23 protein-coding genes are annotated in these 19,989 nt (G+C 40.8%); 13 read left to right on the top strand and 10 right to left on the bottom strand.

The features are described 5' to 3' along the window. The first annotated feature begins 369 nt into the window (after positions 1-369). The 5 genes from GZ63_RS17080 (at position 370) to GZ63_RS0106810 (ending at position 2,673) form a co-directional block, all read left to right on the top strand. Complete coding sequence (locus tag GZ63_RS17080; protein ID WP_051681418.1) at positions 370-846, top strand: YndM family protein; 477 nt, start codon at positions 370-372, stop codon at positions 844-846. Between the two features lie 435 nt (positions 847-1,281). Continuing rightward, positions 1,282-1,827, top strand: a complete 546-nt coding sequence (locus GZ63_RS0106825; RefSeq protein WP_084179069.1) for a spore coat protein — start codon at positions 1,282-1,284, stop codon at positions 1,825-1,827. Positions 1,828-1,851: 24 nt separating this feature from the next. After that, positions 1,852-2,064 carry a hypothetical protein gene (locus GZ63_RS0106820; RefSeq protein WP_029268142.1) on the top strand — a complete coding sequence of 71 codons (213 nt, stop codon included), beginning with the start codon at positions 1,852-1,854 and terminating at the stop codon, positions 2,062-2,064. A gap of 17 nt (positions 2,065-2,081) precedes the next feature. Next, the gene (locus GZ63_RS0106815; RefSeq protein ID WP_029268139.1) at positions 2,082-2,444 is read left to right on the top strand and encodes a DUF2642 domain-containing protein; all 363 of its coding nucleotides are present in this window, start codon (positions 2,082-2,084) and stop codon (positions 2,442-2,444) included. A 16-nt stretch (positions 2,445-2,460) separates the two neighbouring features. Beyond that, positions 2,461-2,673 (top strand): hypothetical protein, encoded by a 213-nt coding sequence (locus tag GZ63_RS0106810; RefSeq protein WP_029268137.1) that lies wholly within the window; start codon positions 2,461-2,463, stop codon positions 2,671-2,673. 401 nt (positions 2,674-3,074) lie between these two features. Here the strand turns inward: GZ63_RS0106810 and GZ63_RS16495 are convergent, their stop codons facing one another. After that, complete coding sequence (locus GZ63_RS16495; RefSeq protein WP_051681416.1) at positions 3,075-3,830, bottom strand: Gfo/Idh/MocA family protein; 756 nt, start codon at positions 3,828-3,830, stop codon at positions 3,075-3,077. Positions 3,831-3,966: 136 nt separating this feature from the next. On the opposite strand from GZ63_RS16495, the gene GZ63_RS0106800 reads away from it, so the two are divergent. Genes GZ63_RS0106800 through GZ63_RS0106785 form a run of 4 tightly spaced genes read left to right on the top strand, consistent with a single transcriptional unit; the run spans position 3,967 to position 7,881 of the window. Beyond that, positions 3,967-4,899 carry a glycosyltransferase gene (locus GZ63_RS0106800; RefSeq protein WP_029268135.1) on the top strand — a complete coding sequence of 311 codons (933 nt, stop codon included), beginning with the start codon at positions 3,967-3,969 and terminating at the stop codon, positions 4,897-4,899. Between the two features lies 1 nt (position 4,900). Next, on the top strand, positions 4,901-5,578 hold the full coding sequence (locus GZ63_RS0106795; protein WP_404814836.1) for an acyltransferase: 678 nt from the start codon (positions 4,901-4,903) through the stop codon (positions 5,576-5,578). A 50-nt stretch (positions 5,579-5,628) separates the two neighbouring features. Further along, positions 5,629-6,849 (top strand): glycosyltransferase, encoded by a 1,221-nt coding sequence (locus GZ63_RS0106790; RefSeq protein ID WP_226374320.1) that lies wholly within the window; start codon positions 5,629-5,631, stop codon positions 6,847-6,849. Positions 6,850-6,876: 27 nt separating this feature from the next. Continuing rightward, complete coding sequence (locus GZ63_RS0106785) at positions 6,877-7,881, top strand: glycosyltransferase (RefSeq protein ID WP_029268129.1); 1,005 nt, start codon at positions 6,877-6,879, stop codon at positions 7,879-7,881. 226 nt (positions 7,882-8,107) lie between these two features. On the opposite strand, the gene wecB is transcribed toward GZ63_RS0106785, so the two are convergent. Further along, positions 8,108-9,178, bottom strand: coding sequence for a non-hydrolyzing UDP-N-acetylglucosamine 2-epimerase (gene wecB, locus GZ63_RS0106780; protein WP_029268127.1), 1,071 nt, complete (start codon positions 9,176-9,178; stop codon positions 8,108-8,110). Positions 9,179-9,309: 131 nt separating this feature from the next. Between wecB and GZ63_RS0106775 the strand changes: the two genes are divergently transcribed. The 4 genes from GZ63_RS0106775 to GZ63_RS0106760 all read left to right on the top strand — a co-directional run bounded on the left by GZ63_RS0106775 (position 9,310) and on the right by GZ63_RS0106760 (position 13,091). Further along, complete coding sequence (locus GZ63_RS0106775) at positions 9,310-10,134, top strand: glycosyltransferase (RefSeq protein ID WP_029268126.1); 825 nt, start codon at positions 9,310-9,312, stop codon at positions 10,132-10,134. 26 nt (positions 10,135-10,160) lie between these two features. Then, positions 10,161-10,529, top strand: coding sequence for a glycosyltransferase family protein (locus tag GZ63_RS0106770; RefSeq protein ID WP_156947691.1), 369 nt, complete (start codon positions 10,161-10,163; stop codon positions 10,527-10,529). Between the two features lie 128 nt (positions 10,530-10,657). After that, positions 10,658-11,956 (top strand): nucleotide sugar dehydrogenase, encoded by a 1,299-nt coding sequence (locus GZ63_RS0106765; protein ID WP_226374318.1) that lies wholly within the window; start codon positions 10,658-10,660, stop codon positions 11,954-11,956. 13 nt (positions 11,957-11,969) lie between these two features. Then, a complete protein-coding gene (locus GZ63_RS0106760; protein WP_029268120.1) occupies positions 11,970-13,091 on the top strand; it encodes a DegT/DnrJ/EryC1/StrS family aminotransferase in 1,122 nt (373 codons plus the stop codon). Between the two features lie 211 nt (positions 13,092-13,302). On the opposite strand, the gene GZ63_RS0106755 is transcribed toward GZ63_RS0106760, so the two are convergent. The 8 genes from GZ63_RS0106755 to GZ63_RS18315 all read right to left on the bottom strand — a co-directional run. Then, on the bottom strand, positions 13,303-14,559 hold the full coding sequence (locus GZ63_RS0106755) for a glycosyltransferase family 2 protein (RefSeq protein ID WP_029268118.1): 1,257 nt from the start codon (positions 14,557-14,559) through the stop codon (positions 13,303-13,305). 192 nt (positions 14,560-14,751) lie between these two features. After that, entirely contained in the window at positions 14,752-15,330 is a 579-nt protein-coding gene (locus GZ63_RS17075) for a CotY/CotZ family spore coat protein (RefSeq protein WP_051681415.1), read from the bottom strand. 215 nt (positions 15,331-15,545) lie between these two features. Continuing rightward, on the bottom strand, positions 15,546-15,881 hold the full coding sequence (locus tag GZ63_RS0106745) for an antibiotic biosynthesis monooxygenase (RefSeq protein ID WP_084179060.1): 336 nt from the start codon (positions 15,879-15,881) through the stop codon (positions 15,546-15,548). Next, on the bottom strand, positions 15,878-16,288 hold the full coding sequence (locus GZ63_RS0106740) for an ankyrin repeat domain-containing protein (RefSeq protein ID WP_029268110.1): 411 nt from the start codon (positions 16,286-16,288) through the stop codon (positions 15,878-15,880). Before GZ63_RS0106740 ends, GZ63_RS0106745 begins: the two co-directional genes overlap by 4 nt. Positions 16,289-16,302: 14 nt before the next feature. Then, positions 16,303-17,070, bottom strand: a complete 768-nt coding sequence (locus tag GZ63_RS0106735; protein WP_029268109.1) for an ABC transporter ATP-binding protein — start codon at positions 17,068-17,070, stop codon at positions 16,303-16,305. Further along, positions 17,057-18,082, bottom strand: coding sequence for a FecCD family ABC transporter permease (locus tag GZ63_RS0106730; protein WP_404814835.1), 1,026 nt, complete (start codon positions 18,080-18,082; stop codon positions 17,057-17,059). Before GZ63_RS0106730 ends, GZ63_RS0106735 begins: the two co-directional genes overlap by 14 nt. Before the next feature lie 11 nt (positions 18,083-18,093). Next, on the bottom strand, positions 18,094-19,062 hold the full coding sequence (locus GZ63_RS0106725; protein WP_029268105.1) for an ABC transporter substrate-binding protein: 969 nt from the start codon (positions 19,060-19,062) through the stop codon (positions 18,094-18,096). 723 nt (positions 19,063-19,785) lie between these two features. Then, a partial coding sequence (locus tag GZ63_RS18315; RefSeq protein WP_038221025.1) for a hypothetical protein occupies positions 19,786-19,989 on the bottom strand: 204 nt, incomplete at its 5' end.

Here is a 19,989-nt window from a genome sequence, read left to right as displayed (position 1 = left end):
AACTCGAGCAACAAGGCAGAGAACTCGAGCGATAACAGCAGAAACTCGCGCAACAAGGCAGGAAACTCGAGCGATAACAGCAGGAAACTCGAGCAACAAGGCAGGAAACTCGAGCGATAACAGCAGGAACTCGAGCGACAAGGCATGAAACTCGCGCAATAAGGCAGAGCAACTCGAGCAACAAGGCAGGAAACTCGAGCGATAACAGCAGAAAGTCGCGCAACAACTCAATAAACTCGCGCAATAACTGACTAAAACCATCATTTAAGAAGGGACAGGTACTCCCGAACAATGGACAAATTCAACTACATAATTTAACAAAACGTGTTCATACTAAATACAAATTCATGAAAGGATGAGTTGATTGGTATGGATCACGTAAAGATTTTAGGTATTAAATTTATTACTATTTCAATTACGGTCTTATCATTATTTGGGATTTTTAATGATGTTGGTCTTGGAAATTTGGTCTTGATCAGTTTGCTGACAACAATTATCTCCTATTTGATAGGCGACATGTTTATCCTGCGCAGATTTGGAAATGTAGCTGCTTCCATTGCGGATTTTGGATTGGCGTTCGTTAGTTATTGGCTACTGGGCAGTCTTTTCATTGTAGGAGGTGGACCACTCCTCCTTATAGCACTTGCAGCTGCTTTTTTTACGGCATGTGCAGAGGCTATCATCCACATCTATATTTTGGATGTCTTTACGAACTTTAGAGGTAAAGAAGATAGCGAGGACTACGGAGCAATGGGTAAGCTACAAACGGAATTTGCCGAAGAGATGGATGTGGATGAACATTCAGGAAAAGATGATCCTTTAAGAAAACAAAAGCGTGATCGCTGACTCGTAATTTAGGATTTTTCGATATTTTGTGGTAGTTGGATTTGCAGATATTTGGGAAAAAGATTGTATCCGTGAATAGTCCTGTGTATCAGAACCATTTGTTTCCATACGAATAGCATGGGAATAAGTGGTTTTTTATTCGACAATATTCAGGGAGTGTAGGCATCATGATTCGACCTAAACTGAGGTCGCAGTTTTTCTTACAGGCTAGAAAAAACAACCCAGGTAGATCAACTAAATAGATGATAGATTAGTTGCAAGTAGGATAGGATACAAGCAAAAAATATGTGTACATAAATGAGTCTGTAAACGACTACATGCCGGACCCTGCTAATAGGTTTTTTCTTTATTTTTATATATCCCAATATATGTGTACAATCTTATATCCAAAAAAATTAATATAGTATTCTATAACCAAAAGAAAGGAGTGTTGCTATGACATCATATAGACGATACAACTCTATTCCCTCCTTTAACAATAATGATAGATATTTCTATGATAACCCAGCGTATAAATGTGATCAGACTTGCGATTCTCGCTCTTGTTCAACTTGTCAGCCGAAACCTAAAAAATGGCGTGCTTTAGACTATTATGACAAAGAGGAACAAAATGATTCCCTACAAGAGGCAAAACAATCTGTATCCAATGTCCAGGAATCCACGGAATGGGTTGTCATTAAGGATTCAGAATGCATTGATGTGACATCCACGGATACGCAAGTAGCTGTCTCCTTACAACTTGCTTTACAGGTTGCAATCGAAGTAGTTCTACGCATAAGCCTTGGTGATTCTGCACAGGTTGACAAAATCACGCAAAGACTGAAAGAAAAGATACAGACAAAGCAAGGAAATCGCCAAAAAACGATTATAGAGAACTCAAAAAATGTAGAAGTCACTACAATGGATACAGATGTAGCAATTAGCATCCAATTACTGCTTCAAATTCTTGTTGCGATAGTAGCTAGTCTGGATATTCTATAATCAATCGTTCGCGGAATCCAGTAAATGCATGGAATCGGGGATCATCAACCAAAGGCGGGAAAATACCAAACAAAGCAAACACAACATCAACCAGACCATATGAAGTATCGACTGCGCCAGAGTAAAGAACCAGTAGTCAGCCGGTTCACTGATTTTCAGGATGGGTTTAAGGAAGGGTTCAAGGGCTTTTTGCGGGTTTCCCCTATGCATAAGCTGGGGAAGTTAAAAAATGATTAAAGAAAGGAATGAATAAATTGGCACGTACAGAGCGTCAAAGGAGACTAATGAATTTAATGAACCAAATGTCGCAAAATTTTATGGCGAATCGTTATAACGCAGATTTTTCGATTGATTTTCCGGAAGTAGATTTAGGTGGCATTCAAACTGGGCACTCTGCACCAGATACACCCGGACCGGGAACACCTCCAGGAACTCCTGAGACAATGAGGGAGTTGCTGTTGACTTTAGTGAATGAACAGGTGGAGATTACGACTCCTTTTGGTATTGTAAGTGGAACTTTGATTGCGGTAAGAGACGATTATATTGTTGTCATTGAAGATACTGGAGCCCAAGCACTGGTTAGAATAGAAAATATTGAATTAGTCAGTGAAGCGTAAAGGAGGAGGGATTGTTATGTTTGAAAATACGTTTGCAGATGAGTTGGCCAAGCGTCTTGGTTCAAGTGTTGAGGTAGCGACGGATAATAACTTAATAGAAGGAATTCTCTCAACGGTTACTCCAAATCTGGTTCTAGTTATTGAGGTTACTAGTGGTTATGGGGATAATGTAAAAATGTATGTTTCCGTCGATGCAATCAACTTTGTTCGCTTTCCAGTAGCAGCATAAAATAAAAAAGGGGAGAATGCGGATTTTGCTATACCCTGCTATGAAGCCGGGGTATTTTTTTGGATAGGAAAGATGAAGATAACCACTGGAAATAAAAAAATAAAATAAAATGAATGGAAGGCACATATAGATAATCAATGAATACGAATCGAATGCCTGTCCTATTGTAAGCCATGGGAGGGGTATCCCGTTTAGAAGATACCCCGGATCAACCATTATTGTTCTGGTTACGAATGTGCTCACTAACTTCATTGCTGAGGATAAGTGCTTTTAATCCCTCTTCGCCTGAAACGCTAGGTTCCGCTTTGGATTTAGCGCATTGGATAAAATCAAGTAATTCTACGCTTAGCGGCTGGAGAGATGGATCGATCTTAATCGTATGGGTTACCGGAACCGGGATGTTATTTGTATGCTCGATAAAAGGGCGTGTTATTTTGATTTTTCGGTTTAAAATATCTGCTTCGATAAAAGCATTTTCTGTAAGAATTTGAATGTCCCTTAATTTTTTTTTTCGATTTAAAACTCGCAGTGAGTTGCGCTGTAACCCCTTGTGAGGATTTCGTAATGACAACAGCGTGTTTAGGGGTGTTCTCGTTGACTTCTCCAAGTGCATAAAATTCGAACGTGTTATCTTGCAGAAGCGCATGTAAAATATAGAGGTCATGGATCATTAAATCTTTTACAACGTCCACCTGTTTCATTTTTTCGTCACCGGGACTTAACCGTTTGAAAATGACGCCAACAATTTTTTCATGTTCTAATTCTTTTCTAAGGTACTGAATGAACGGATTAAATAATTCAATATGTCCCATTTGCAGTTTCACTCCCGCTTTACTTGCTTTATGAAGTAAATCTTTTGCTTGAGCGATTGTGCTTGTGATTGGTTTTTCCATTAACATGTGTACGTTACGTCTTATACAGGCTAAACCGACTTCATAGTGAAATTCCGTTGGCACAGCAATGCTGACAGCGTCAACGGTTTGCAGAAGCTCATCGACCGATTGAAACGGTTTGACGTTGTATTTTTTAGCAATGTGATTGCTCCTTTTTTTGTCGTTGTCATAGATACCGATTAGCTGGCAAGCGTCAGGCATCGAAAGGTAGGTTCGCACATGATTTTCTCCCATATTTCCTGTTCCAATCACACCGACTTTCATATATATTCTCCTCACTTTTTCAAATTACTAATGTATCCTATGCGCCAGTTGGCAAACGAAGATGGACTACCATAACGAAAACGCAAATTTGGCGTTTGTACAATAGACAAATAGAAGAAAAAGAGGTGAACGATGGATGAATCTATTGTTTATTGCTGAGGATACATCAAAGGGGCTGGATAAAAATTTTTACTTCCTCGAGCAGGAACTTGCGACGAGGCTAAATGTGATGGTTTGGAGGAGGGGCGGTCATATTGATTGGATATTGAAACAAATCCCGTATCAGCCAGATTTTATCTTGCTGCTAAATGACATAGGGAATAGAATGTCGCCCATGATAAAAGGACTCGGCAATGTGGCTATTCCTTCAGGACTCTTTGTGAATGATGTTCACCGTTTTACTAGTCTGCGCAGAAACTATATTCATAAAAATAAGATCCCTTATATTTTCCCCGTTGTTCGTGGCAAATTTATCGAAACGTATCCGGAATTCGAACATAAAATGCAGTGGCTGCCTCATTTTATTCACCCTGATTTATATCAAGATTACGGGCTGAAAAAGGAAATCGATCTCCTAATGATGGGGGCGGCGAATGATTTCTACCCGCTGAGGCAGAAAATTATTAAGACGTATAAAGGAGATTCGAAGTTCACGTATCATCCGCATCCGGGTTACCGGACGTTTCGGGAAAAAGAAGAGAAGCGGCTTTTTATCGGTACAAGGTACGCGAAAGAAATTAACCGGGCGGCTATTTTTTTTACGAGTCCGTCTGTTCTTTATTATCCAGTTGCCAAATATTTTGAAGTACTAGCTTGCAAGACACTCCTGCTTGCCCCGACTTTCCGTGAACTGGAGGATCTTGGTTTTATACCGGGATATCATTTCGTACCGATTGATGAATATAACTTTAAAGAAAAAGCGGCTTATTATTTAGAGAATAGGGCACAGCGGCAAAAGATTGCTGAGCAGGGATACCATTTTGTTCACAAGGAGCATACGATTGGCCTGCGAGGAAAGCAGCTTGTAAAAAAACTGGAGCGAATACTCAAAAATGAAAGGAGATTTTAGCTTGTCGAACATTCCGCAAAGTGCAAAACTGGGACAGCATGTAGTGATTGAAGAAAACGTAAACATTGGGAAGAATGTGGTGATCGGTCATCATACAACCATTCTAGCAGGCACGAAAATAGGGGATCATGTCACGATTGGCTCACAATGTGTGCTAGGCATCCAACCGGGCGGGAGTGCAAGAATGCGAAAAACATCTAAAAAGGACATGGAGCTTGTGATTGAAGAAGGGAGTCGAATTGGCCACGTGACCTCCATCTATGCTGGTACGAAACTTGGGAAAAATGTGTTTGTTGGTGATCATGCAAGTATTAGGGAAAATGTATCGGTTGAAGAGGAATCGGTGGTTGGAAGAGCATCTATCGTTGAATTAAATACAAAAATAGGCAAGGGCTGTACCATTCAGACGCTCGCTTACGTAACAGGGGATACGACACTTGAGGATGATGTTTTTATTGGTCCATGTGTGTCAATGTCGAATGATAAATACATGGGTGCACAAGCATTTTCTTTAAACGGACCATATATTAAACAAGGAGCGAAAATAGGAAATAATGCTTCTCTTCTTCCAGGTATTACAATTGGTCAAAACACGATTATCGGTGCAGGAGCTGTTGTGACCAAAGATATGGAAGATAACATCACTGCTGCAGGGATTCCTGCTAGGAAAATAAAATAGAAACAGCCGAACACGATTTATTTTTTCTCAGGGGAAAGGAGGGAATTGATTTGGCTAAAAAAATATGTATGGTTGTTGCTTATCATCCATTTTTGGATGCGAGAATCTTTAAGAAAGAAGCAAAAAGCTTACAAAAAATGGGATACGATGTCACGATGATTGTTCCAAGAAAAAAGGGACATTTATTTGATATTGACGGTACACCAATCAAGGGTCGTTTTCGGCATAAAATTTTTACGCATGAAGGCATTAAAATCATCACTTACCATTCGGAGAGTGCTAGAACGCCATTGAACAAAGTTTTAAATGATGAGGTGGTGTGGGAAAATCAAGGATTTAATAACCCTTTAACACAGCTTGCGATGAAGCAAGACGCGGATATTTACCATACCCATGAATACCTGTCTCTTTTTGCAGGCATCGGCATCAAGCGCCTGATGAAGAAAAGAAAAGGAAAGGACGTAAAATTAATTTATGATAGCCATGAATTGATACCTGATCCATTATCCCCTAGCTACACAGAAGAACACAGAAAAAATTTGCAGGAGAAGCTTTTTTTAATGCTGGACGAAGTGGATTATGTCATTACGGTTTCCGAATCGATTAAATCCTGGTATTTATCGCATAAACCAGATCTACCGGTCGAAATCATTTATAATTCACCACCGCTTGCTAGAAGTTATAAACCCAAAGCATATGATACTGATGGTCTAACAGTCTGTTATGAAGGAAATATGGAAGGAAAGAAAGGCAGTAGGGAAAAAATGATTGGCATTTCCGACATCTGCTTTAAAAAATTCAATTTCCGGTTTAAAGTGATTGGAGGAAGTCGGTTCGGTGATTCATTGGAGATTCCACATCATCTTGAGGATGTGATCAAATTAAATGGATGGGTCGATTATCACACCATCCCAGCCCATATGAAAGATGCTGACGTTGGTTGGATTGATTTGGAAGACGTGGAGCAGTCCCTGAATCTCGCTTATTCCCTACCAAATAAATTTTTTAGCTATTTGAATAATGGTCTGCCAGTTATCGTGAATCAAAGTCATGCGATGGAAGCATTTATCCGCAAGCATCAATGTGGATTTGTCATCGGAAAAAAAGAAGCTACACCTGCCGATTATGCGGATGCTTTGCTTTCTTTGCAGCAAGATAAACAGCGGTTGAAGCGGATGAGTCAGAATGCTCGTCAGGTAATGGAAAGACTTTATTCATGGGAAAAAATGGAGGAGCGCTTGCTGTATGTTTATCAACAGCTTGAAAAATGACTAAAGGAAAGGGGGGGGAGAAACCAATTGCGAGTATTGCATATTCCTGAAGGGGGGCTGCCGGTGATTACTTTATCCCGTGCACTGCGCTTGAAGGGGATTACTTCTTCCGTATGCCATTTTTACGAAAATCGTTACAATTTCGAATCTGATGTATGCCTGCATTTGCAAAACATCCCGAAACATCTCAGGGAAAAGGAAATTAAAAAATATTTGGATAAGGCCATACACGAATACGATATTTTCCACTTTCATTTTGGCGGAACTTTCTTTTCAGATAAAAGGGACCTGGAGAGATTGAAGCGGGCGGGAAAGAAAATGGTTGTCCATCATCACGGGTCGGACGTGCGCATGTTATCTGTTGCAAAAGAGCGAAATCCTTACGTCCGTGTTAAACCAGAATGGACTGAGGGAAAAATAAAGAAAAGCTTATCGAAACTATCAGCGTATGTGGATCATGCGATCGTTCAGGATGAAGAATTAAAAACGTATGTAAAGGATTATTATAATCATACACACGTCATCCCACATATTGTTGACCACAACGAACTTCAGCCAAATTATCCTCCATTCAAATCAACTCCTCTCGTTCTTCATGCCCCGACAAAACGCGATTTAAAAGGCACTGAATTTGTTCTTAGTGCCGTTGAAAAGTTGAAAAAAGAAGGTATTTCATTTGATTTTCGATTAATCGAAGGGATGGATCATCAGGAAACGATGAACCTATTATCAAAGGCAGATATCGTCATTGATCAGCTGCGCATTGGCGCCTCTGGGTATCTGAGCACCGAAGCCATGGCACTTGGGAAACCGGTGATTTGCTATATCAGGGAAGACTTGGTGGATGCGTATCCAAAAGATTTTCCGATTGTGAACGCTCATCCTAACACGATTAAGTCTGTTTTAAAAAAATTAATACAAAATCCAGCCCAGTGGAAAGAACTTGGGGTGAAAGGAAGAGCGTATATTAAACACCACCATATCGCGGCTGAAGTGATTGATGATTATATTGATATTTATAAACAATTATAGTGTGGGAGGGGGAGACCCTCTCCCTTTGCTTAGGCGGCTTCGTGAAAATTGGTCATCTATATGCGTTTTGATGTCTAAAAAATATTAAAACAGGCAGAGATGGCCACTAATCAGCGCTCTGATGACCAAATCACCTAAAATCGAGCAACTACGCTCATCCTAAGAGAAAAATATGATCCAATCTTAGGTAGCACACCCGATCTCTTCCTATTCTCAACCTTCTCCCCTAACTTCTTTCCAAAATAGTACAGATTTTTTCAGCCGTTTTTCCGTCACCGAAAAGAGGCGGATGCACCTGCGGGATTTTTAGTGCCTGAACGGTATGGATGATTTTTTTTGGATCCGCTCCTGCCAAGTGATTCCAGCCGGTTTCAACTGTTTCTGTCCATTCGGTTTCATCTCTTAACGTCACACAAGGCACCTTTAGCATGTATGATTCTTTTTGCAAACCCCCGGAGTCTGTTAAAATCGTATTTGCTTCTGAAGCAATGGTGATCAGATCAAAGTAACGGAGGGGCTTTGTCGTTTTTATCGAAGGGTGGTTGATCATGTGCGTTAATCCAAATGCTTGTATTTTTTGTTTTGTTCTTGGATGAAGAGGAAAGACAACCTTCCTTTTAAGTTGCTGCAGCGCCTTCAAAATGGCTTTCAGGCGCCCGGGATCGTCTGTGTTTTCAGCCCTGTGTATAGTTGTAAGATCGTAGTGCTTTGGTGAAAGAGACAACTCCTTTAAGATGTTTGATTGCTGGAGTGCTCGTGATTTAAAGTGAAGGAGCACGTCATACATAATATCTCCTGTCTGGTATACGCCACGATGGATTCCTTCCCGCCCTAAATTTTTCACCGCTGCCGGAGTTGGGCAAAATAGCCAGTCGGAGAGATGGTCTGTAAGAATTCGGTTTCGCTCTTCCGGCATTTTTTTATTAAAACTTCGAAGCCCTGCTTCTACATGTGCTATGGGGATGTGGAGATTCGCCGCTGCAAAACTACCTGCCAATGTTGAATTGGTATCTCCATATACAAGGACAATGTCTGGACGAACGGAAACCATGATACGCTCGAGTTTCTCCAGCATCCTGCCGATTTGTTTTCCAGGCGATGCGGAACCCACCCCGAGGTAATGATCTGGCTTTGGGAGTTCTAGTTGTTTGAAAAAAACGGAAGACATATTATCATCGTAATGCTGTCCAGTGTGTACGATCACTTCATCGGCGTTTGCGCGTGTTTTTAAAACATCAGAAATCATACATGCCTTGATAAATTGTGGTCGTGCTCCAACAACTGTTAAGATTTTCATTTTTTTCTCCTTTCTATGAAATCATTAATCTATTCTATTCGTTATGGACCTTTTCTGGTTCTTCTTTTTCTGTTTTTTAAATATAAATTCGATAAGGACGAATATGACCTACAGAAGAGGAGGGGGAAAAGATGGGTGAGCATGTTTGTTTTTTAGTGTCGGAACATCCCTTTCTTGATGCACGTATTTTTAAAAAAGAAGCAAAAAGCCTGCTGAAACAAGGATATAAGATGACAATGATTGTCCCTCGAAAAAATGGAAATCTATTTGATGTTGATGGCAGTGTTTTTACGGACTGTTTTCAAAAGCAGACATTTATCCATGAAGGAATTAAAGTAGTTACATATGAACAGATCTGTCCGCAAAAAAACATCAAAACACTGCTTTATAACATGCAGTCCGGTACCGCTGAGCGTTTTACGGATCCATTGACAGCACTGGGGATAGCTGAGGAAGCGGATATTTATCATGCGCATGAATTCTTTTCGCTTTATTCCGGGGTCGGCGTCAAGCGTGCTCTTACGGAAAAGGGAAAGCAGGTCAAGTTAATCTATGATAGCCATGAACTGGAACCTGATCCACTAAGTTATGAAGCTCAAAAAACGAAAAACATCAAAACGCAAATACTAGAGCAGATGTTAAACGAAGTGGATTATGTCATTACCGTATCTAATTCCATCAAAGCGTGGTACCTTTCCATCAATCCAAAACTCCAAGTCGAAGTCATTTACAATTCACCTCCATTAGCATATCCTCGCGAATTGAAACAGGGAACGGACGCAGACTTCTTGCTGGCATATGAAGGAAACATTAGTCCAAAAAGGGGAAGTTTTCATAAATTAATGGATGTACTGGACTTATGTCAGCAAGAATTTAATCTGAATCTCAAAGTCAAAATGATCGGCGGAGAAAAAGTTTCGAGTAAAGCACCTGCCTTTCTATCCCAGCTCATTTAAAAGATAAAGTGATTTTTACCGGTTGGGTGAACTATGAATCTATTCCGGGTGTCATGCGGGACGCTGATATGGGGTGGGTGGATTTAGATGCTTTTCATTCCTTAAACAATCGGTTCGCCATGCCAAATAAATTTTTTAGTTATTTAAATAATGGAGTCCCTGTGTTAGTCAATCAATGCAAAGATATGGAAAGCTTTATTCAGCGCTACGGGTGCGGACATGTTGTAAGCAAGCTGCAAGCGACTGCGCGAGATTATGCTGAAGCCATCTCTTTTTTGCATGCAAATAGAGAGCGTGTGATGGAAATGGGGCGAAGTGCACGAAAGGCTATGGAAACTACGTACAGCTGGGGGCACATGGAAAAAAAGCTTTTTGCCGTTTATAAACAATTGTAAAAAAGGCGTTATCACGGGATAAAAGTGTTTTTTATGGATTGGATAGTTTGATGTACAATCATTTCGATCTCACTAGCATAAATTGTAATAGAATCAACTTACTAACTGCAGAAAAGAGGTGGAATAGGTTGATAGACCAACGTACATCGCAGCCGAATGCAGCTGTAGTCGGACTCGGAAAGATAGGACTGACATTAGCTGCCGTTTTCGCCAATAATGGATACAATGTGTTCGGTGCAGACATAAACGAAGATGTCGTAACAGCTGTGAATCAAGGAAAATCGCCTATCAAAAATGAACCAAAGCTGGATCAGCTCGTCTTACAAGCACATCAAAATCAAACATTATCAGCTACTAGCCTGACAGCGGATGCAGTAGCAAAGTCAGAAATTATCATTGTAATTGTTCCTGTGTTTGTTGATATACAAAATAACATCGACTATCAATGGATGGATCAGGCTGTTGAAGCTATAGCAAAAGGAATCAAACAAGGCTCCCTCGTCATTTTTGAAACGACATTATCACCGGGGGATACGAGAAATCGATTCGGGAGGAAAATAGAAGAAGTTTCCAGACTGAAATTAGGAGAAGATTTTCATCTCGCATACAGCCCTGAAAGAGTTTATTCTAACCAAATCATCCAGGACTTAGCGAATTACCCAAAAGTTGTTGGGGGACTGGATGAGAAAAGCTTGGAACTAGCTTCTACATTTTATAAAAAAGCAATCGGCTGTGAATTGATTGAAGTCAGTTCTTTAGAAACCGCCGAATTCTCGAAAGTTGCAGAATGTGTTTACAGAGACGTGAATATTGCACTCGCTAATGAATTCGCTAAGTTTGCAGAAACAAAAGGCATTTCCATTTCTGAAGTTATCACCGCAAGCAATAGTCAGCCTTATTCTCATATTCACGCGCCAGGCATCGGTGTGGGCGGCCACTGCATCCCCATCTATCCATACTTTTTTATTCATAAAGGTCTGGATCGCGGTCTAACCCCTATAGCGAGACGGATGAATGACGGGATGGCCGCTTATGCAATAGGGAAGGTGGAAGATAGGATTGGGACGTTAAAGGATAAAAATGTCCTTATACTAGGATTATCTTATCGAGGTAACGTGAAAGAGGCGACCAAATCAACGACACTGTTGTTAATGGAGCAGCTTCAGGAGAAAAAAGCTAATGTATTTGTCAATGATCCGCACTTCGCGGAAAGTGAAGTACAAAAATATGGAGCTGACTCCCTATCTCTTCAGGGATCATTTGTGTCTGAAGTCGATATCGTTATCCTGCAGGCATTTCATGAGGAATACAGCACGATTGATTTTGAAAATTTTCGTAATTGCAAGCTCGTCCTTGATGGGAGAAATAAATTAAATAAAGAAGAAATAACCCGACTTGGCATAAAATATGAAGGTATCGGGGAATAAAGGAGATGAAAAAATGCCAGACAGGATACCTATGGTAGATTTGAAGGAAGAATTAAGATTAATTCGAACCCCTCTGTTAGAGGAAATTACCGAAGTCTTAGATAGCGGGGACTATATACTGGGGGAAAAAGGAAAAAAACTCGAAGAAATGGTAGCAGGCTATGTTGGAGCTTCCTATGGGATCGGTGTCGCAAACGGAACAGATGCACTACAGTTGTCCCTTGCTTCACTGAACGTCGGGCCGGGTGATGAAGTGATCACAACCCCATTCACATTTTTTGCTACAGGAGAGACAATTGCACAAGTAGGAGCAAAGCCAGTTTTCGTTGATATTGAAGAAGAAACGTATAATATGGACCCTTTTAAACTCGAAGAAGCGATTACTCCAAACACAAAAGCAGTCATCGTCGTTCATTTGTACGGGAAAGCTGCGAATATGAAAGAAATCATGAAAATCGCAAAAGCCCATCATTTGTGGATCATCGAAGACGCATGCCAAGCGATTGGAACAGAAGCAGACGGGAAAAGAACCGGGGCAATCGGTGATATTGGCTGTTTCTCCTTCTTTCCGTCCAAAAACCTCGGAGCATTTGGAGACGCTGGCATGGTGACAACTAATCATAAAAAGGTTGATGAGCGGATAAAGAAGTTAAGAAACCATGGTAGCGAAACGAAATATTGTCACGATTCCATCGGGATGAACAGCAGGCTCGATGAACTTCAAGCAGCAATTTTACTTGTGAAATTATATTATCTGGATGTTTTCTTGCATAACCGAAAAGAGATTGCGAGAAAATACACCGAAAATCTGCACCCATCCCTGAAGAAACCATATGTAGCGACAGGTCGTGAACACACATTTCATCAATATTGCATTGAATTGGACAGGAGAGATGAGCTTGCTTTAGAATTAAAAAATACTGGAATTGCCTCCGCAATTTATTACCCCGTCCCCCTCCACCTGCAGAAAGCTTTCCACTATCTATCTTATAAGAAGGGTGACTTTCCAGTTGCAGAAAAAGCGTCTGAGCGGATACTCGGACTTCCTATCTTTCCGATGTTAACGTATGAAAACCAAAATCACATCATTGCAACGGTGAATAAATTTATAGAAAACAATGGAGAAAACAGCTAAGTTGGAGTTTTCTGCAGGGACAGAAAACTTTCTGTTTTTTGCGAATCAAGCAGTAAGATCCACCCGCACCAAAAGCTGGTCAGGTCGAGCGACAGTTGGTCGTCCAAGTCGCGCAATAACCTGTTCCATTCATGCGAGAATCACCCCAAGTCGCGAAACGGCCTTCCATTATAAAAGAAGGGAATTTTCTGCCCCCCCGGTAGAAAATTCCCTATTTGAGTGTCTTTAAAAATGCCTTCCAGTTGGCAAGATTGTTTTTCGTAATGCTGTTCTCATGTTCCCTTACATTATAAACCGTGAAATCGCAGTATAGAAACTGCCAGTCTCTGATTAAACGGTTTAGCACACTCACGTCTTCATATAGTCTTCCATTTTCAAATGCAATTACCGGAAATCCCCCGATCTTTTTTAAAGAAGAGGTCCGGTAAATTCTCGGCCCAAGTGGAAATCGATAAGCCAGCAATTCGGCTCTATCTTTTACTTTCTTCCCCATTGCAATCCTTTTAAAGAGAAGGTCGCCCTTTGCTTGCTTCCACTTTTTTAAATTCCCATATAATAATACAATATCCTCCGGTAGATCAGATAATTGTTTTTTTATGACCGAGATAGCATCCGGATCAAGCCAGTCATCTGCATCAAGTTCTAAGATAAAGTCAGATGTAACATAAGGCAGCAACTGATTTAAAGCCCGTGCTTTTCCTCCGTTTTTTTTATGGAATACCTGTACTTTTTCTCCGTCCCGCCATTTTTGTAGCTGGTGATAGGAATGATCGCTTGATCCGTCATCCATGATTAATAATTGATCCGGCTGCGCGTTTTGCAAGAGGCAAGAGGCAACTGCGATTTCTACGTAATTTTCCATATTATAATTGGAAAGAAGTAGGGACACGGTCGGGGATCGTGGCTCCACCTGATTTTCTAGCTGATATTTTTGGATCATTTTTTGCTTATGGATGGTGTTTGTGGAATTACTTTTTCTTGCTTGTTTGATGAGTCCCTCTTCAAAAGTGATCAGGGAACGATCCACGTTGGAAAGCCAGGCAGGAAAAAGTGCCTCCTTAAATGGTACTTGTAGACGAGAGAGTAGTTTATGCTTTCTTAAAAAGGAAGTCCTAACGAGCAATGGTTGATGATGGGGCGTTTCTAAAACTTGCTTTGTAGCAAGATTGAGGGAATTCACATGTACAGCAGGAGAGAGGTATTCGTTATCCTGAAGAAATAATAGATACGTACTATCGATTGGTTGGATGGTATGATTAATTGTTTCGCCTATATCCTTTCCATTGACCGGAATGGGTTTGATTTCATCCAGCCAATCATGTTCAGACATGCTGATGGAAGAGGTATTTGGATCCTGCAGGACGATAACAGATTTGATTCTAGCGTTGATTTTTTTTAATGAGAAGATCGCTTTATTAAGAATTGCCTTGCTGGAATAGGGCATGAGGACAGCAGTTATATCTTTCAATCGTAAACCTCCTTCCTTCAATGATTGTAATTTTTCACATACAAAGAAGAACTTTTCTAGAGTTGAGGGGGGACTTTCTTTAGCCCCCACTGAAATGTCTTAATGATTTCGTTATGGCTTAGGAGACGCTAAGAAAAGGCTAGATGTGCCTATGCAAATCCTCAAGAAAGCGATGGATCTATTCTGTGAAATTTAGTCTGTATTGTGGGATTCAGGAGCTTCTTCAAATGGTATTGGCGTGATCGGATCCAGGCATGTGATACCTAGAAAATGGTCTAGGTTGACGATGATGCAAATGCCCGTTGCCTGGAAATCAATTACGAGGTCATCTGACGGAAAAAATGGAGCAATCGTACCGCTGTCATCCTCTAGTTCTGGCATTAAAATGTCACGTGATTCTGTAACTGGCAATAACAATTCCAACTGAAGACAGTTGTCACTGCCTTTTACAAATCGTTTTGCACGAAAGATAGGTGTTTCGATACTGCCAAAGAAGGTATCCTCTTTCTTATCTAATGGAGCCTGAAATACACCACTTCCCATGAACGGCTTGCACGTGTCAGCGCAATAAAGGATAAATGGAATTGTGGTATGACTTGGATTAACGGCACTTGGTTTTCGTAATTGGCGAATCGAATTTTCACAGCTTGTCGCACAACGATCTTCCGCTTCCTCCTGTACTTTCACAATTCTTCTTATAACGTCTTTTACACATTCCTCCGGTTTCTCTTTCGACTCACCATATTGCTTATACTGTTTAGATTCATCCATAATAGCTCTCCTTTTTATAAAACTAATTAGCGCTATCTCTATTAATTTATGTCAGTAAAAGGATAAAAGGATGTATAAGCGTCCACAAAAAGAAAAAATGGTCGTGATGCCTCGTTGCTTTAGAGGAATGCCTGTCATTTCCTGAACGTTTTCGAATAAGTAATGAAACAAAGCAGCCATCCAAGAAGGGAATGGCTGCTTTATTTTCATGTTTTTTATTCGGCTGGTTCGTGTTGGATACTGACTTCGAACATGGAAAGCTCGGAGCCAAGAATAGGGCTATCTTCTGATTTTTGCTCTTGTTTCTTTTTTGCTGCATGGGCTTTTTCAGATGCTCTGCTTTCTCTCCAGGCATCAAAATAAGCTTGACTTTTCCATGTGGTGCAGATTTGCAACTCCTCATCGTCCGTTGTATTTTCTTTCTTTAGTACTTCCATGAAAACAAACCCTTCAAAGGTATGTACGGATTTAGGTGTTTTAAATCGTGCAAGGATTTCTTCTGTCCTTCCTTTTTTTATACGTAGTGTGTTTACTGCTTTGATCATTGTCATATGATTTCCTCCTTAGCGAATTGTTTTTGCAGGTATTCTAGCACCGGCGTGGCTGGCATTCCGCCCATTTCTGCATGACGAATGAGCGGAATGCCGTGTGGACCGGCTGCATGAAGTGCGCTTGGCTGCCGGTCAATCATTCCTTTTACAATCGCGAGTTCCCCGAGCATGGCTGCAGCGAAAATATCCATTCGTGCACCGCGCTCAAGGAGCCACTCGACGATGTCGCGGTTCCCTGTATGTGCGGCAGCGCCAAGACCGCTCTCCCAATCATCTTTATTCCAATTGATAACCGCGTGAATTAATGCAGGCTCCTGCTCAATGAGCCGTTTTACTTCCTCAAAATTTCCATGAGCAGCAATAATATAATCTTTTACTAATTCAGGATTTAATGGTTCTCGTTTCATATAGACATCTCCTTTTACAATTTTAATGGGGTGAAAAATGTATTTCCATTTTGTTTATGAATCGTTGCATCAATCTGAAATATCGATTGGAACATCTCACGACACAAGACACACTGTGGAATACCATCATAATGAATGTTGCCATTTTTCATCACAACGAGGCGGTTACTGTACCGGGCAGCTTGATTAATATCATGCAGAACCATAAGTACCGTCATGCCAAATTGCTTATTTAATTGTTGTACCAATTCCATGACATCGAGTTGATGGGCAATATCAAGAAAGGTAGTCGGTTCATCTAGTAGCAGGATTTTTGGGCGCTGGGCAATAGCAAGGGCAATCCATGCGCGCTGTCTTTCTCCACCGGATAGGGAATGCAGCATCCGGTTTTTGTAATTGGTTAGATTTGTCACCTCTATGGCCCATTGAATAATTTCCTCATCTTCCCTTGCCAGCCTGCTGTGAGATTTGCGATGTGGGTATCTGCCAAATTCAATCAGTTCCTGTACGGTTAAATCCGATTGTTGCTCTTGCATCTGCGGGAGCATGGCGAGCTTTTTGGCAACATCCTTGCTTTTCATTGAATCGATCACGCTGCCATCGAGAATGATTTCGCCTTCTTTCGGCTTGATTAACCGGGAAATCAGTCGTAGCAATGTAGACTTCCCAGATCCATTGGGGCCTACAAGACTGACAATCTCTCCTTGGTTGATGTTCAAATTTACTCCATTCAGCTGAAATGACACAGAATGTTCAAATGAAACATCTTTAGTGCGAAGCAAATGAATCCCTCCTTCTATGAATCATGTATAAGAAAAATGGACCTCCCAGGAACGATAATAAAATTCCAACAGGTATTTCAATTGGTTCAAAAGCACTCCGGGCAATCGTATCGGCAAGGACGACCAACAATCCTCCTCCAAGCGCAGAAGCGGGAAGAAGGTACTTATGATCCCCGCCAATCATAATGCGAAGAATATGCGGTACCACCAGTCCCACAAAGCCAATTAATCCTGCGACACTTACCGCAATGCCTGCAAGTAAGGTACTTAATATAATAAGGAAAAAACGGGTTCTCTCCACATTATGTCCAAGCAGTTTTGCCATTTCATCTCCCAGCCGGAGTATACGAATATGCTTGATGCCGTAAATTGCCAAAAGAAGGGCGGCGATGGCATAGTAAATAATCATCTCAAACTGATTCCAGCCTACTCCTGCGATTCCCCCGGCTAGCCAAGGAAGCACGGATTGGACACGATCACTATACAAAATCATGAGTGCACTCATAGCCGCGCCAATCACAGCATTAATAGTAACTCCGACAAGAATAATCCGTACCGGAGAAGTTCCTCCCTTCCACGAAAGGATGTAAATGAGAAGCGCGGTAATAAGCGCTCCTAAAAAAGCGGCAAGTGGTACCAGCGCAATGTACGCCGGAAAAATAATCATGATGACTGTAGCAGCAATACCAGCACCAGATGAAACACCGATGATTCCCGGATCGGCAAGGGGATTGCGCATGACCCCCTGAAGAATGGCACCAGATGAAGCAAGGCACATACCTACAATTAATCCAATTAACACACGGGGAAAACGCAAATCCCACACAATACGCCTTGCCAATGAGTCTTCTTTACTAAAAATGCCATCCCATATGCCTTGCAAACTAAATGAAACTTGCCCAATCATTAGGCTCATGATAGAAGCAACCACTAGGAATAAGCCACATGTCAGGATGACGATGGTCCGTTTTTTCGCGAGCGGATGTCTGTTTTTTTGTACGATATTCTCCATCACTTCCATCTTTAGTTCGCCTCAGTGAGATTTTCTTGCATGATTTGCAGTGCCTCTGCCACCTTCGTTCCGGGGTTGGATCCGAATAAATGGGATGGAAGCACAATGACACGATCATTTTTTACTGCATCAAGGTTTTTCCATGTCGCATTTTGATTCATTTCTTTTTGAAATGCTTGCTTGACTCCCTCTGGGTCACCGTGGGTGATTAGCATGATGATCTCAGGATTCTTCTTAATGATTTTTTCTGGACTGATACTGGCGTATTGCGGAAATTTCTCTTCCTTTGGAAAATCGGCGGCAATATTTTTTCCACCGGCTTTTTCAAGCAGATCACCGGATAAGGAGCTTGGAAGTGCTGCCAGATATGTACCCGGAGCCCCGTATACGAGTAGTGTCCTAGCATTTGGAGCGTCGCTGTTTTTTATCTTGTCAATCTTATCTGAAATGCTTTGATTGATTTTTTTCGCTGATTTTTCTTTCCCCAGCAAGGTTCCAAATGTATGTATCGAATCCTGGATATCTTCGATGGAATTTGCTTTCGTATAAACCAGTTGAATGCCTTGCTGCTTCATTTTATCTTCATACTGCTTAAAGCTGATGGGGACCACCAAGACTTCCGGGTTTACTTTTGCAATTAATTCGAAATTAGGCTGATGCGGGTTGCCGATTTCTGTGATTTTGTCGTTTTTTGTAGCAGCCGGACCGCTTGATGTAGGGCGACCAGTTAGGTTTGCATCCAGTGCCTGTAAAATATCGAGTACTCCAGAATCAAGTGTAGCAATGGATGTTGGAGCTTCTTCAAAAGTTAGCTTCTGCCCAGATGCATCGGTAATTTCAATTGTATTTGTTTGTGATTCTTGCTTTTCATCTGTTTGTTGGGCTTTCTCTTTTGCTGTGGACGTGTTACTTTCCTGACTGCATGCAGCCAAAGCGCATAACAGCGTTAAAAATATAATTAAGATTAAGACTTTCTTCACTTTTTCTCCTCCTATTTAATAATGATAATCATTCTCATTGGTTTGTATTATAATTGAGAATGATTATCAATGTCAACAATTATTGAAAAAATTTCAAAAATAAATGGGATGGTGCCTGTCAGTTCTGCAAGTTTCACAGGTTGATTGTTTTAGTTAGACGAATGTTTCTTGTTTTTAAAAATATTAAGGAAGAAACACGATCATTTAGCATTTATCATTTCAGGTGGGAAGACTCCCTTTACCATTTTGTGCTAGGGATAGCCAAAAATAGGGGGTGATAAATATGAGGTTGTGACAAGAAATGTTTTGGTACGTAACATATCCAAGCAATAATTACCCCATACGTAGCGAAGTTGCGAAAACCAAGCTAAAGTAGAATGTGTGGTAATCCACCGTGCAAAATTTGTCGCCATCACCGTAGGGACTACGGGTGGAGCCTGCTCCATGGTTACACTGGTGTTCGCAGGAATCTTCCACTTTTAAACAAAGTGAAAGTGGGAGTAGTTCAACGAATGGAACCAATGTACAAGTCTTCGAAAGAATGTTTATGGTGCAATCGTTTTTTGATTTGGGTTATTTTGGAATAGAAAAGTGGTTGACTATTTCTCTTGATGGTTGTATTATTGAATTCCGCTGTTAAAAACAGTGGTTATTTACGAAAAAGAAAAAATGAATAAACATTCTTTCATCATTATAAAATATGTCAAAATTTAATTCGCTAGCCTATTTTAATAAGTAATGAGCGGATAGGTTGATTTGAAAAAGATTTTTTGAAATTCCTATTGACATGAAAATGATAGAATGATATATTAATAAAGTCGCCATTTTGAACGGCGGAGAACAATTTGCTCTTTGAAAACTGAACAAAACAACCAGTATGTCAAGAATATAGATGATAGCTTGTGGTTGTGGATGCAGATCAACTGA

This window comes from Virgibacillus alimentarius, from assembly GCF_000709085.1.
In the GTDB taxonomy this organism is placed as follows: Bacteria; Bacillota; Bacilli; order Bacillales; family Amphibacillaceae; genus Virgibacillus_B; species Virgibacillus_B alimentarius.
Note: the sequence above shows the minus strand (reverse complement) of the source record. Positions and strands in the feature narration are given on the sequence as shown.